The organism is Paenibacillus albicereus, from assembly GCF_012676905.1.
Classification (GTDB): domain Bacteria; phylum Bacillota; class Bacilli; order Paenibacillales; family Paenibacillaceae; genus Paenibacillus_O; species Paenibacillus_O albicereus.
The window spans coordinates 1,144,221-1,157,054 of record NZ_CP051428.1; the positions used below are offsets into that span (position 1 = coordinate 1,144,221).

Sequence of the window (12,834 nt, forward strand, 5' to 3'; positions counted from 1 at the left end):
GGAGACAGCGAGCCTGCTACTGCGCGGTAGGGCTGTGCATGCGGCTCAGGTGGCTGCGCAGCAGGTACGCTTTCCAGCGGGAGATCGGCACGCGCTTGGCTTCGGGTCCTTTGCTGCCGAAGTAGATCGTGTTGTCTGCGATGTCGCTGATGAGGGCGGTGTTGACGTAGCAGGCGGAGTTGACCGGGTAGAAGGGGCCGCTCCGCAGGCGTTCGATCTGGTCGGCAGACAGTTTCTTTTTTATGTTGTAGTTGCTGCCGTGGAAGCTGACGAGGCCCGAGCTGCCGAGCCTGTAGTACAGAATGTCCGTTTCGACATCAAAGTCCTCATACACGTTTCGGTCCTTTAATGGCACGTTCTCCATTCCGTTTCCCCCTTGCAAATCAAGAATGTTGATAACGCTTTCATATCATAGCATAGCATGGCGCTTTTGGGAAGCATGGTCGGGCTGCTTTCGCGGCCGCCGTAGCGCTCCCTCCTCCGGCTCTGGTATAATGGACTAATCCTTAATGAGATAAAAGAAAGCCGGTGAAGAATGAGCAGAGAGCTTTCCACGATCGAGACGTTCAATGAGGCCGCCGATCACATTCTCGATCTGCTGTCACGGCTTCTTTCGCTGAATACGTTGTTCATCGCCGTCAACGACGGACGGACGAACCATATCCTCCGGGCGTTCAACCGCACGGAGCCTCTCGTCGCGGCCGGCACGCAGCTGCCGCTCCCCGAAGCTTATTGCAGCCTTGTCCCCAACCGCCGCGGCGGAGCCGTCGTCATCCCTAGCACGCGCAGACATGCCTCCGCCTCCGCCATGGCGGTCACGGACGCGCTGGGCGACCGCTCGTTCGTCGGCGTGCCGATCCTGCTCGCCGACGGCACGCTGTACGGCACGCTCTGCGCGATGGACGACCCGGGCTATCCGGTCAGCGACTGGGAGCTGCGCACGCTGCATTCCATGTCCGTCTTCTTGTCCTATACGATCAACCTGGAGCGGGAGCATGAGCGCGAGCGGATTCGCAGCGAGAAGCTGCAGCAGCGCCGCAAGCAGGCCGAGCAGCGGCTGAAGCGGCTGCGGGAGCGGCATCGCAGCGCTCAGGCCAGGCTGACGCAGAGCTCCGACCTGCTGGCCATGCTCAGCCACGAGATTCGCAATTCGCTCAACGGCACGATCGGCATGACCGATCTCATGCAGCAGAGCGGCACGACCGAGGAGCAGGACTTCTATCTCCGCTTCATGGAGGACAGCAACCGCAACTTGCTGCAGCTGCTGGACAATATTCTGGACTACAGCAAGCTCAGCGACGGCGAGGTCAGCCTGGAAGTGTTTCCGATCGATCTGCTCTCGATCGTCGAGGACAGCGTCTTTCTGTTCGCCTCGCAGGCGCTGGCCAAGGGACTCGAGCTGCTGATCGAGGCCGAGGAGGAGCTGCCTCTCCTGTACGGAGATGCGGGCAAGATCCGCCAGGTGCTCCTCAACCTGCTCAGCAACGCGATCAAGTTCACGGAATCGGGCAGCATTACGGTGCATATCCGGTCGGAGCGCCTGGAGGAGCGGCCGGGCCATCTGCGCGTGTTCCTGTCCGTCGCCGATACCGGCAGCGGCATGACCGAGGAGGAGCTGGAGCAGCTGTTCCACAAATACAGCCGTCCGCATGAGGGCAAGCGCAGGCAGGAGGTCGGCGCGGGACTCGGCCTGTACATCTCCAGGCAGCTTGCGCAGCGGATGGACGGCAGCCTGACCGCGGACAGCATGCCGGGGAGAGGGAGCGTCTTCACGTTCGAGCTGGTGCTTCGGGCGGAGCCGACGCCGCTCGTCCAGCTCAACCATGCTCCCGTCGCCGGCAAGAGGGCGCTGCTGCTCGACGGCAGCGAGGATCTGCGGAAAAGCATCGGCAAGCAGCTGAGCAAATGGGGCGTGTTCGTCACCGGCTCCGCCGAGCCTCAGGACGCGCTCCGGCTGCTGGCCGAAGGCGAGCGCTTCGACGTGCTGCTGGCCGAAGAGAGCTTCTCATCGTCGCCGGCCATGAAGGAGCTGACGGCGCGGGCTTCGGCCAGCGGCCTGCCGCTCGTGCTGATGGCGCCGATCGGCGGAGCGAAGACGGCAGGAGCGGCAGCATCGGGGCTGGAGCCGAGGACGATGCTCATCAAGCCGGTCCGGCGTTTCTATTTGATTCATGCGCTCATTTCCGCCTTGGAGGAAGGCGCAGCCTCGCGCATGTCCTGAACCAAAAAGGCTTTCCCGCATCCGGCGTCTTCACGCCCGGATCGGGAAAGCCTTTTTTTAGTGAAAGCGCGGCAGCGGACGCCTCAGCCGGCGTTCCAGAGCCGGCGCACGTTGTCCATGCCGACCCGCGAGCCGAAGCGGCAGTCCTCCAGCCCCTCGAACTCGATGGAAATATAGCCGTCGTAGCCGGATGCCCGGATGAGGCGGATGACCTCGGGCATGTCGATGTCGCCTTGGCCGACAATGGCGCCGCGCAGGTAGTTGCCGGAGGCGGTCGGGAACCAGCCCTCCCCCGGAGGACGATGGGACGGGCGAAGGTAGAAGTCCTTCACGTGCACGACCGACGCGATCGGCAGGTTCTTCTTGACGGCCGAGACGGAGTCCTCGTCCGCGCACATGAAGTTGCCGACGTCGAGCGTCGTGCGGAAGTTCGGCCGGTCCACCGCCGAGACGAGCGCCTGCACGCGGTCGCTCGCCTGGATGAAGTAGCCGTGGTTCTCGACGCTTGTGGTGATGCCGGCGGAGAAGGCGTAGTCGGCGATCTCGCGGCAGGCATCCGCCAGGCGCGGCAGGGAGCGGCTGAAATTCTGGATCGAGCGGTCGTCGTCGCTCGCCACGTCATGCCGCATGAAGCGCGCGCCGAGCGCATGGGCGATGTCGACCTCGCGCTTCACGCGGTCGATCTCGGCACGCAGCGCGTCTCCATGAAGTCCCTGGAAGTTGGCTCCGATCGCATAGTTGGAGATGTCCAGGCCACGGAACGCCGCGCGGTCTACGATCTGTCGGACGAGCTCCGGATGCCCGGACAGCATGTAGCCGATCGGCACGATCTCGACATGCTCGCCGCCGTGCTCCGCGACGAAGTCGATGACGTCGAGCACGTTCATCTCGCCTTTTTGCAGCGCGCCGTACAGGCTGTAGGTGCTGAGTCCGATCTTCATGGGAACGTCACCTCGGCTCCCTTGGCGGCAGACTCGTAGATCGCGCTCAGAATCTTCATGACCTCGACGCCGTCCTCGATCGGGCTGATCGGAGCCTTGCCGGTCTTGACGCTCTCGACGAAATGGTCGATCTCGCTCCGGAACGCGAGGTCCATCTGCATCCCCTTGCTGTCGGTCTGCGGATAGGCGTTGAGGATCGCGTCGTGCTTTTCGGTCACCATCACGACCTCGGGATCGATCTCGAAGCCGCCCTTCGTGCCGTACAGCTTGACGATGCCCTCGTCCTTGGAGGCATGCAGCGAGAAGCTGACGTCGACGAGCAGCGAAGCGCCGTTGTCGAAGCGGATGAGCGCGTTCGCCATGTCCTCGACATCGTTGAGCTCGGCGTTGTAGTCGGCGGCCTTGTAGCGGGACAGGTACTTGACGCTGTCGCGGTTGCCGAGCTTGCTGTAGGTGTTGGCGCTGACGGAGCGCACCTTGGGCCGGCCCATCATGTACCAGCACAGGTCGATGACATGCACGCCGATGTCGATGACGGGACCGCCGCCGGAGCGGGAGCTGTCGGAGAACCAGCCGCCCGGATTGCCCATGCGGCGGATATACGAGGCCTTGGCGAAGTACAGCTCGCCGAACTCGCCTCCCTCGACGAACGAACGGAGCAGGAGCGCGTTCGGATCGTAGCGCCGCACGAAGCCGACCATCAGCGTCTTGCCCGACTTGCGGACGGCTTCCTGCACCGCATAGGCTTCCTCCACCTTGCGGGAAAGCGGCTTCTCGACGAGCACATGCTTGCCGGCCTCCAGCGCCGCGATGCTGATCTCCGCATGCGTGTTGTTCCAGGTGCAGATGCTGACCGCGTCGATGGAGGGATCGGCGAGCAGCTCCTTGTAGTCGGTGTAGACCTTCTCCGCGCCGAATTTGTCCGCAGCGGCCTGCGCGCGCTCGCGGTTCAGATCGCAGACGGCGGCCAGCTCGCAATCCGCGTTGGCCTTGTAGGATTTCAGGTGGAATTCGGAGATCGACCCCGCTCCGATGACGCCGATTCGAATGCTCATGCTTGCTTCACTCCTCGTTGGCTTGGTAACCTTGATCTACGAGAAAGTATAGCGGCGCGCGCGGGCGTTCGGCATGGGCGATCATGCGGACTATTAGGACAATTGTGCGGCGGCGCGAGAGCAACAGGAAGGAGCCGGTCTTAGAAATGGAACGTCCGCTGTCCCTGCTGGAGCCGATGAGCATGCCGGATCCCCGTTTTCCGGTCAAGCATGGCAAGATGAAGGCGGCCGGCAAGGGAGCCACCCTGTTCCCGGCCCATTGGCACAACCATATCGAGGTGCTCCGTTTCCGCTCCGGGCAGGCGAGGGTAGAGGTCAACCACGTGCCGTTCGACGCCGGTCCCGGCGACGTGATGGTGTTCAACAGCAACGACATCCATATGGGGCTGCTGAGCTCGGACGAGGTGGAGTACGACATCCTCATCGCCGATCTGGCGTTGCTCCAGAGCCAGTCTCCCGACGCGGCCGAGACGAAGTACATCACTCCGATGGCGCAGAACCGCATCCTATTCCGCAACCGGATCAGCGGGGACGAGGCGCTGGCCTCGATCCTGGACCGGCTGGCGGAGGAGTTCCGCGAGCGCCAGGCCGGCTTCGAGCTGTCGGTCAAGTCGCAGCTGTACGCGATGCTGACGCTGCTGCTGCGCGGCTACGTGGAGCTGCGGCTGAGCGAGCAGGAGTCGTCGGCCCGGCTCCGCAACCTCGCGCGGTTCGAGCCGATCTTCGACTATATCGAAGCGCATTATACGGAGGACATCACGGTGGAGGAGCTGGCTGCCCGAGCTTCCCTCAGCCGCTATCATTTCAGCCGGCTGTTCCGCCAGCTGACAGGCCGGACGGTGACGGACTACGTCAACCGGATCCGCATCAACAAGTCCGAGTACCTGCTGCGCAGCAGCGAAAAGACCATTGCGGAAATCGCGATGGCCGCCGGCTACAACGACTTGAGCTACTTCAGCCGCATCTTTCGGCGCTATCGGGGCTATGCCCCGTCGGAGGCGCGAAGCCGCGTCGCGGCGGAAGCGCCCGAGGATGCGGACCCGCTGGCCCGCTAGAGCGGGAGAGGATGCGGACGAGGTGCCGAAAAATTTATTTGATATACACGCCGCCGAACGGCAGCAGCTCGCGCAGCGTGCGGCGGATGAAGCCGCCTTTTTCCAGCAGCTCCGGCAGCGAGCGGTCGAACGAGCCGGTCTGGATGAGCGCCGAGCCGGTTCCCCGCAGCTCCCACTGCACGTTCATATGCTGCGAGGCGAGCGGGTTGCCGTAGACGGAGAGCCGGATGCTCGCGGACTCGGGAAAGGCGACGAGCGCGGAGGCGTCGATGAACAGCGGCTGCTCCTCGTCGAGGTCGATCCGGGCGAGGCCGCCTGCGGTCAGGATGCCGATGGTGCCGGGACCGCTGAAGCGCATTCGGGTCAGCTCTTTGGTGATCCAGGCGGTCTTGAGCTTCTGGATGCGGGGCTTGAGCGCCATGCCGTCGCTGTAGAACAGGACATGGCGAAAGTCGAACAGCAGGTCGCTGCCGGCAGGGACGTCTACGGCTTCCAGGCCGAACCCGGGCGGGAGGCCGAGCAGCAGCTCGCTTGGACCGCGCAGCAGGGAGCGGACCCACTTGCGCTTGCGGTAGATACCGCCTGCGTCCATGATGCGGTCCTCGCGGCCGCGAGCCGCGCCCCGGTAGGCGAGGATCGCTTTGGGATGCAGCGCATGGAGCGCTTCGCCGTCGTCGAGCTCGATCCGCACGTAGCCGTGGGGAGGCGGAACGGACGTCCTCACGAAGCGGTCCCGCCGCCGCTGCGGCTCTGCGCGCGATAGGCCCGGTAGCGCCAGATGCGGATCGCCGCGATGTAGCCGAGAAACGCCGAGGAGAGGGCGAGCACGGACCAGGCGATGCCTCTCTTGACGGCGGCGCTGCGCTCCTCGGCTTGCCGGAGCTTCGCCTCGAGCGCATCATTCTGCTGCTGCAGCCGGCCGTTCTGCTCTTGGTAGGCCTCGTTCTGCTCCATCAGCTCCTGCTGCCGCTGCTCGAGCTCGGCTTGCTTCTGCGAGTAGTCCTCCCGCAGCTTCCGCTGCTGCTCCTCCAGGCGCGCGACCGACTCCGTATATTGCCTCTGCAGCTCCTCGACCTTGGCCGGCGTGTCGTAGATGTCCTTGAGGCTGCTCCAGATGCCGGCATGGGCTTGCGGCAGCGGCGCCGCCGCCAGGACGATGACGGCCGCCGCCGCCGTCAGCGCCGCGCGTCGGCCCGTCCGTTTTTTGTCGACAACGATCTTCATCGTTCGCCTCTCCTCCTATTCCCCGGGAAATAACCTTCTCTGCAAGTATATCAATTGTGTACCCTTTCTGTAAGAGATTGCCGCAGCAAGTCGAATGGCGCCGCGGCAGGCGGGATCGCAAAATAAGGGCGAGCTTGGCCGCGGATGCGGGGGGAAGCCCGATCCCCGCCCGCTGAGATCGGCGGCTAGAGGAATTGTAGGGACGGGTAGATTATGGTATGGTCACAAAAAATAGACCCCGGCGCGGGGGAAAAGAGGCGACTCGTTTGGCAAACAATAGCGGCATTTTCTACATCGGGGCTTATGGCGAAGCGGCGGAACCGACGATTTACGGCTGCCGCCTGGACGAAGACAGCGGGCGGCTCGACGTATTCCAAAAGCTGGCCGGCATCGAGCAGGCTTCCTTTTTGGCGGTCCATCCGGGCGGGGGCGTCCTATACGCCTGCAGCGAGACGGGCGAGACGCGCGGCAAGCCGGGCGGCTCGGTGCATGAGCTTGCGGTCGACGCCGCCACCGGCGAGCTCGAAGCGCTCGGCCATCAGCTGACGCACGGCGAGCATCCTTGCTACGTCAGCATATCCCTGGAGGGAGCCTCGCTCTATGCGGCCAACTACAGCGGCGGCAACGCCGCGGTATTCCCGCTGACTTCAGCGGGACGGCTGGCAGAGCCGGCTTCGGCCGTGATCCAGGACGAAGGCGAGCTCGGACCGATGTCGAGCCGCCAGGACAAGGCGCATGCCCACAGCATCGGACCGATTCCGGGCACGCCCTTCGTTTATGTCGCCGATCTGGGCACGGACACGGTCTACATCCATCGCCGGTCGGTGGACGGACGCTCGCTGCTGCGGACATCGGCCTTCCGCGTCGAGCCGGGCTCCGGACCGCGCCACGTGGCGGCGCATGAAGACTCGCCCTACGTGTACATCATCGGCGAGCTCGACTCCTGCGTGACCGTGGCGCAGCTCGGCGAGGACGGCGGCCTGGAGCAGGTGCAGCGGGTGTCGGCGCTGCCGGACGGCTTCGACGGCGAGAGCTGGGCCGCGGACATCCACTTGTCGGCGGACGGCTGCTTCCTGTACGTGTCCAACCGCGGTCATGACAGCATCGCCGTGTTCGAGACGGATGAGCAGGACGGCACGCTGCGGCTCATCCAGCACGCTTCGACTGGAGGCAGCTACCCGCGCAACTTCGCGCTTTCGCCGGACGGAGGCTGGCTGCTTGCCGCCAATCAGAACAGCGGGAGCGTGAACGTGCTGCGCCGCGATCCGCAGACAGGCCGGCTCGAAGGGACGGATTCGGTCCTGAACGTGCCCGCTCCGGTCTGCATCCGCTTCTTGTAGCCCTTCCCTTTTTTCCAGTCCGAACCGAAAGGAAGTCCTGTCCATGTCCGCCTCGCAAACGGCCCGGATCGGCGCTGCCCGCACCGGAACCGTCTATGCGATCCTCATCGCCATCAGCGCGGTCCATATGCTCAACGACTCGATGCAGTCGGTCATTCCCGCGCTGTTCCCGATCTTTCAGGATACGCTTCAGATCAGCTATACCCAGATCGGCTGGCTGACCTTCACGCTGCAGATGACCTCCTCGGTCATGCAGCCCGTCGTCGGCCTGTTCTCCGATCGGAGGCCGTCCCCGTGGCTGCTTGTCGGCGGCATGGTCATGAGCATGATCGGCATCGCCGGGCTGGCCTACGCGCCGAGCTTCGGCTGGCTCGTGTTCTTCATCATGTTCGTCGGGCTCGGCTCGGCGGTGTTCCACCCGGAGGGCTCGCGAGTCGTGTACTTCGCGGCCGGCGGCCGCCGAGGCTTCTCCCAGTCGATCTACCAGGTCGGCGGCAACTTCGGCCAGTCGCTCGCGCCGCTCATGACGATCCTGATCTTCATCCCGCTCGGCCAGCAGGGAGCGATCTGGGGCACGCTGCTCGCCGTGGCCGGCATCATCGTCCTGCTCAAGGTCGTGCCGTGGTACAGCCGCCAGCTGGCGGAGCATGGCAAGCCGGTCAAGAGGGCGGCCGTGCCGCGCGGAGAGCTGACGGCCGACGCGCGCAAGCGCAAAAATCTCGTCGCGCTGGCGCTGGCGCTGCTCATCATGCTCGTCTTCGCGCGCTCGTGGTACGGGGCGGCGATCGGCACGTTCTACCAGTTCTACCTCATCCACGACTACGGCCTCACCAAGCAGGCGGCGCAGGTGCCGGTGTTCCTGTTCATGATCTTCGGCGTCGTCGGCACCTTCTTCGGGGGAATCGTCTCGGACAAGATCGGGGCGAAGCGCATGATGCTGCTGTCGCTGCTCGGCGCGGCTCCGTTCGCGCTGCTGCTGCCGCATCTGCCGCTGGCCGCGATGTATCCGGCGGCCGCTCTGCTCGGTCTCGTGCTGCAGTCCGGCTTCTCCGTCAGCGTCGTCTACGCGCAGGAGCTGCTGCCCGGCCGCGTCGGCATGGCCTCGGGCTTGATTACGGGCCTTGCTTTCGGCATGGGCGCGCTCGGCGCGGTCGTGCTCGGCCGGCTGGGCGACCTGTACGGCTTGCAGAGCATGATGTTCTGGACCAGCGTGCTGCCGCTCGCCGGCGTGCTCGCGCTGTTCATGCCCGGCGGCGGCAAGCCGCAGAAGGCGGGCTGAGCCGGGCGCTTTCGCGGCCCGCGGTATAGGGGCTGCGCCTTCCGACCGAAAGCCGTTCCTGCTGCAGGCTATGTTCGGCGCAACGGCAGTGCGGAGCTTATTTCGGAGCATGGCGCCGTTGTCATGGCGTGCCTGCTAGCGGCAGTCCGAATGGGCTGCCTGCAAGAGCAGCCATTATAGGGATGCTGGCGGCGGCGAGCGCGGCATGCCTTCCGCAGGGGCAAGTGCTGCTGATGCGGGTCATTTGCAATCCAGGGCAGAATTCTGCCTTGGATTCGCTGACTCTGGCCGAAAAATGGATATTCAAGGCACAAATGTGCCTTGGAGCCGCCGGTTCGATCCGAGAATTTGCAATCCAGGGCAGAATTCTGCCTTGGATTCGCTGACTCGGGCCGAAAAATGGAAATCCAAGGCACAAATGTGCCTTGGAGCCGCCGGTTCGATCCGAGAATTGGTATCCAGGGCAGAATTCTGCCCTGGATTCGCTGACTCGGGCCGAGAATTGAGGTCCTGGGCACAAATCTGCCATCCGACATGGATCCGCTCTCTTAAGCCCCCTAATTGGAATGGAGGGTACCCTAGGGAATCAGGTACACTTAATCCAAGAGGTGATGAGGACGATGAGACAACGGAATCAGGTCTTTGAAGAAGTCCGCAACAAGGTGGCTCAGGAGGCGCTGGCTGGGATCCGGACCGGCGTGCTTGCACGGAAGTATGATGTTTCTCCAAAGACCATCCGCAATTGGGTGCGGGAGTACCAGGAAAAGATGGGCGACGATGCCCTCCCGACGATCGACCAGCGGATCGACGACGCCAAGCGGCTGGCGGAGCTAGAAGCCAAATACGATCAGGCGCTGAAGGCATTAGGCGAGAAAGAGCTGGAAAACAAAATTCTGCAGGAACTTGTAAAAAAGACCCGCCCTGCCTCGATGAACGGCTTGCCGTCGCCGAATCATTCATCGAGCAGGGACACGCGGTAGCTCCTGTTCTTCGCACCTCCGGTGTCTCCAGCTCGACGTACTATAGCCGTCGGAGCCGGATCGATTCGGACCGGCCAGCTCCAGTCTCTGTCGGGCGTCCCTGCTCCTCCTTCACCCTCACCCGATCCGGAAAGCCAATCTGCAACGAGCAGGTCAAAGAATGGCTGCTCGAGCTTGTTTCCGGCGAAGAGCACGGCTACGGCTATTCCATGCTGACGGACTGCCTGCGCAGCCAATACAACCTTGTCATCAACAAGAAAAAGGCGTACCGGTTCTGCCAAGAGCTCGGCGTGCTTCATTCCCAACGAAAAAAGCAAGTGCAGCATCCCCGGCGGTTGGCGCGAAACCATACCATTACCGGATCCAACCAGCTGTGGCAGCTGGATATTAAATATGGCTACGTGGCTGGCTACGGCCAATTTTTCTTCCTTGCGGATATGATTGATGTGTTTGACCGTACGATTGTGGGCTACCATCTGGGCTCCAGCTGCAGCGCCAAGTCGGTGTGCAGCATGGTGAAGCGTGCGCTAGAACAGCGAATTGCCCCAGGCGCAGCCATGCCGATTATTCGTACGGACAATGGACCTCAATTCGTGAGCCGCGCCTTTGGAGAGCTTGCGCAGCAGGCAGGATTTGTCCACGAACGCATCCCGCCCAAGACGCCGAACATGAATGCGTACATAGAGTCCTTTCATGCCACGCTGGAGCATTGGGTGCTGCGCAAGGAACAGTTCGAGACATTCGATGAAGCCTTCCATGCGGTGGAGGAGTTTATGGATTTTTACAACAACCGCAAGATGCATGGGAGCCTGGCACGACGCTCCCCCGCAGACTTCATGGCGTGGGTCTCCGAGCAAAAACCGGATCTTACCCGATTCCAGCGTGCTGTCTGACCGAGCATGAAGGCCAAAAAAGAAGGTATACAGAGAGACACCCTGATGAAGGGGTCTAGTCTCCACAATTAGGGGGCTGAACCGCGCTCCTTCGGTTCGGGAAGCAAAAGGGTCTGTCCCCGGTCATCCGTGATGACCTTTGGGACAGACCCTTTTTGCTTTCGGCCCGAAAGCAAAAGGCCAGTCGGAACAACCGGCTGGCCTGAACAGCCAGGGCGGAGCTGCGCGCTTGGCCCTGTCCCTAGCGTCGAGCTTTTCCTTTACGAGACGCTCTTGCCGCGGCGGTCCCACGCCAGCATCAGGCAGGCGAGCAGCAGGCCGAGCAGCGAGAACGCCGCTGCCGCCCACGGAAGCACGCTGTAATCGTAGGCGCCCGAGGAGAGCTCGAAGCGGACGACGATCCAGCCGCCGAAAAAGGCGCCGAACGCGTTGCCGAAGTTGAGCACGGCGTGGTTGGACGTGGAAGCGAGCGCCGGCGCGTCCTTGGCAAGCGTCATGATGCGCACCTGCAGCGCCGGCATCGGGGCGAACGAAGCCGCGCCCCACAGGAAGACGACGGCGAGCGCCAGCGGCGGCGTCGTGTCGACGAGGCCGAGCAGGGCGAGCAGCAGCGCTTGCGCCAGGAACGAGCCGATGACGGTGGGGATGAGAGCGCGGTCCGCGAGCTTGCCGCCGAGCATGTTGCCGAGCGTCACGCCGCAGCCGAACAGCACGAGCACCCACGGGACGACGCCTTCGGACAAGCCCGTCACGTCGGTCAGCAGCGGCTTGATGTAGCTGAACAGCGCGAACAGGCTGCAGCAGCCCATCGCGCCGGTGAGCAGCGCGAGCCCGAGCTTCGGCTGCATCAGGGCACGGATCTGGCGGGCTGGGCTCGTGTCCTCTTCTTGTTTTACCGAAGGAATAAGTACGATCAGGCCGATCAAGGTGACGACGCCCATGACGGCGACGGCCACGAACGACATCCGCCAGCCGAGCTCCTGGCCGATGAACGTCCCGAACGGCACCCCGAGGATGTTGGCGATCGTCAGACCCGCCATCATGACCGATACAGCACCGGCCTTGCGCTGGGAGGAGACGAGGCTGGAGGCGTACACCGCTCCGATGCCGAAGAACGTGCCATGCGCCAGCGAGGTGAAGATTCGGGACGCGAGCAGGATGCCGTAGGTCGGGGCGAGCGCTGCGGCGGCGTTGCCGGCGATGAAGAGCACCATGAGCAGCGAGAGCAGCAGCTTTTTGGGAAAGCGGGCGGTTGCGAGCGCGAGCACGGGAGCGCCGATGCCGACGCCGAGAGCGTAGCCGGTGATGAGGTTGCCCGCCTTCGGCACGCTGACGCCGAGATCGGCCGCCACCTCGGGCAGCAGGCCCATGATGACGAATTCCGTCATGCCGATGGCGAAGGCTCCGGCGGTCAGGGAGTAAAGGGAGAGCGGAAAGCGATCCTTGCCGCCGCGAGGCAGCGACGCATCGGCTGGCTGAACAGGTTGCATTGGGAGAGGTCCTTCTTTCTGTACTTGAGTGTAGGAGAGGCATGCAGCTTGCTTTTTGATATCAGCTTCCGACAGTATAGCAGATTCCTTTCGGTTGAAAAGGGAGGAGCAGCATCCGGGGGAAAAGCAAGCGCTTGCCTCAAAGGCAGCGGCGTGCAGGGGAGTCGTCTATCGGCGCTCTGCCGAATGTCGGATGAAACGGGCAAGCGTAGGCGGGGCCAGAGGTTTATATTCGATGATAGTAACTGGTAAGCCAGGCGCGGCCTGAAACGTGGATCTGAGGAGTAAGCTGAGGCGGGGTCGGAGCTTTCGAACTGAATGGAACGGACTTAACATGTGCAGGGGACTTGAGTCTT

Annotated in this window: 12 protein-coding genes; 6 read left to right on the forward strand and 6 right to left on the reverse strand. The window is 63.3% G+C overall.

From position 1 onward, the window contains the following. Positions 1-16 precede the first annotated feature (16 nt). Positions 17-364, reverse strand: coding sequence for a hypothetical protein (locus tag HGI30_RS05070; protein WP_168906647.1), 348 nt, complete (start codon positions 362-364; stop codon positions 17-19). Positions 365-535: 171 nt separating this feature from the next. On the opposite strand from HGI30_RS05070, the gene HGI30_RS05075 reads away from it, so the two are divergent. Continuing rightward, positions 536-2,221, forward strand: a complete 1,686-nt coding sequence (locus tag HGI30_RS05075; protein WP_168906648.1) for an ATP-binding protein — start codon at positions 536-538, stop codon at positions 2,219-2,221. Between the two features lie 83 nt (positions 2,222-2,304). Here HGI30_RS05075 and HGI30_RS05080 read toward each other — a convergent pair whose 3' ends face one another. Continuing rightward, positions 2,305-3,162 (reverse strand): sugar phosphate isomerase/epimerase family protein, encoded by an 858-nt coding sequence (locus HGI30_RS05080; protein ID WP_168906649.1) that lies wholly within the window; start codon positions 3,160-3,162, stop codon positions 2,305-2,307. Further along, a complete protein-coding gene (locus HGI30_RS05085) occupies positions 3,159-4,217 on the reverse strand; it encodes a Gfo/Idh/MocA family protein (protein ID WP_168906650.1) in 1,059 nt (352 codons plus the stop codon). The genes HGI30_RS05080 and HGI30_RS05085 overlap by 4 nt, the downstream gene beginning before the upstream one ends. Positions 4,218-4,363: 146 nt before the next feature. Between HGI30_RS05085 and HGI30_RS05090 the strand changes: the two genes are divergently transcribed. Beyond that, entirely contained in the window at positions 4,364-5,272 is a 909-nt protein-coding gene (locus HGI30_RS05090; RefSeq protein ID WP_168906651.1) for an AraC family transcriptional regulator, read from the forward strand. A 34-nt stretch (positions 5,273-5,306) separates the two neighbouring features. Here HGI30_RS05090 and HGI30_RS05095 read toward each other — a convergent pair whose 3' ends face one another. Then, positions 5,307-5,996: an AIM24 family protein gene (locus HGI30_RS05095; protein WP_168906652.1), complete on the reverse strand. Its 690-nt coding sequence runs from the start codon at positions 5,994-5,996 to the stop codon at positions 5,307-5,309. Further along, positions 5,993-6,496 carry an SH3 domain-containing protein gene (locus HGI30_RS05100; RefSeq protein ID WP_168906653.1) on the reverse strand — a complete coding sequence of 168 codons (504 nt, stop codon included), beginning with the start codon at positions 6,494-6,496 and terminating at the stop codon, positions 5,993-5,995. The genes HGI30_RS05095 and HGI30_RS05100 overlap by 4 nt, the downstream gene beginning before the upstream one ends. A 266-nt stretch (positions 6,497-6,762) precedes the next feature. On the opposite strand from HGI30_RS05100, the gene HGI30_RS05105 reads away from it, so the two are divergent. The 4 genes from HGI30_RS05105 (at position 6,763) to HGI30_RS05120 (ending at position 10,988) form a co-directional block, all read left to right on the forward strand. Then, positions 6,763-7,836 carry a lactonase family protein gene (locus HGI30_RS05105; RefSeq protein ID WP_168906654.1) on the forward strand — a complete coding sequence of 358 codons (1,074 nt, stop codon included), beginning with the start codon at positions 6,763-6,765 and terminating at the stop codon, positions 7,834-7,836. Positions 7,837-7,879: 43 nt separating this feature from the next. Continuing rightward, the gene (locus HGI30_RS05110) at positions 7,880-9,115 is read left to right on the forward strand and encodes an MFS transporter (RefSeq protein WP_168906655.1); all 1,236 of its coding nucleotides are present in this window, start codon (positions 7,880-7,882) and stop codon (positions 9,113-9,115) included. Between the two features lie 620 nt (positions 9,116-9,735). After that, on the forward strand, positions 9,736-10,095 hold the full coding sequence (locus HGI30_RS05115) for a transposase (protein ID WP_168906656.1): 360 nt from the start codon (positions 9,736-9,738) through the stop codon (positions 10,093-10,095). Further along, positions 10,074-10,988 carry an IS3 family transposase gene (locus HGI30_RS05120; protein WP_235680407.1) on the forward strand — a complete coding sequence of 305 codons (915 nt, stop codon included), beginning with the start codon at positions 10,074-10,076 and terminating at the stop codon, positions 10,986-10,988. Before HGI30_RS05115 ends, HGI30_RS05120 begins: the two co-directional genes overlap by 22 nt. Positions 10,989-11,248: 260 nt before the next feature. Here HGI30_RS05120 and HGI30_RS05125 read toward each other — a convergent pair whose 3' ends face one another. Then, positions 11,249-12,478 carry an MFS transporter gene (locus tag HGI30_RS05125; protein WP_168906657.1) on the reverse strand — a complete coding sequence of 410 codons (1,230 nt, stop codon included), beginning with the start codon at positions 12,476-12,478 and terminating at the stop codon, positions 11,249-11,251. Positions 12,479-12,834 lie beyond the last annotated feature (356 nt).

Excerpts from the sequence above, each read along its gene's own strand:
- HGI30_RS05070 (WP_168906647.1), bottom strand. The coding sequence starts at position 364 with ATGGAGAACGTGCCATTAAAGGACCGAAACGTGTATGAGGACTTTGAT.
- HGI30_RS05075 (WP_168906648.1), top strand. The coding sequence starts at position 536 with ATGAGCAGAGAGCTTTCCACGATCGAGACGTTCAATGAGGCCGCCGAT.
- HGI30_RS05080 (WP_168906649.1), bottom strand. The coding sequence starts at position 3,162 with ATGAAGATCGGACTCAGCACCTACAGCCTGTACGGCGCGCTGCAAAAA.
- HGI30_RS05085 (WP_168906650.1), bottom strand. The coding sequence starts at position 4,217 with ATGAGCATTCGAATCGGCGTCATCGGAGCGGGGTCGATCTCCGAATTC.
- HGI30_RS05090 (WP_168906651.1), top strand. The coding sequence starts at position 4,364 with ATGGAACGTCCGCTGTCCCTGCTGGAGCCGATGAGCATGCCGGATCCC.
- HGI30_RS05100 (WP_168906653.1), bottom strand. The coding sequence starts at position 6,496 with ATGAAGATCGTTGTCGACAAAAAACGGACGGGCCGACGCGCGGCGCTG.
- HGI30_RS05110 (WP_168906655.1), top strand. The coding sequence starts at position 7,880 with ATGTCCGCCTCGCAAACGGCCCGGATCGGCGCTGCCCGCACCGGAACC.
- HGI30_RS05115 (WP_168906656.1), top strand. The coding sequence starts at position 9,736 with ATGAGACAACGGAATCAGGTCTTTGAAGAAGTCCGCAACAAGGTGGCT.
- HGI30_RS05125 (WP_168906657.1), bottom strand. The coding sequence starts at position 12,478 with ATGCAACCTGTTCAGCCAGCCGATGCGTCGCTGCCTCGCGGCGGCAAG.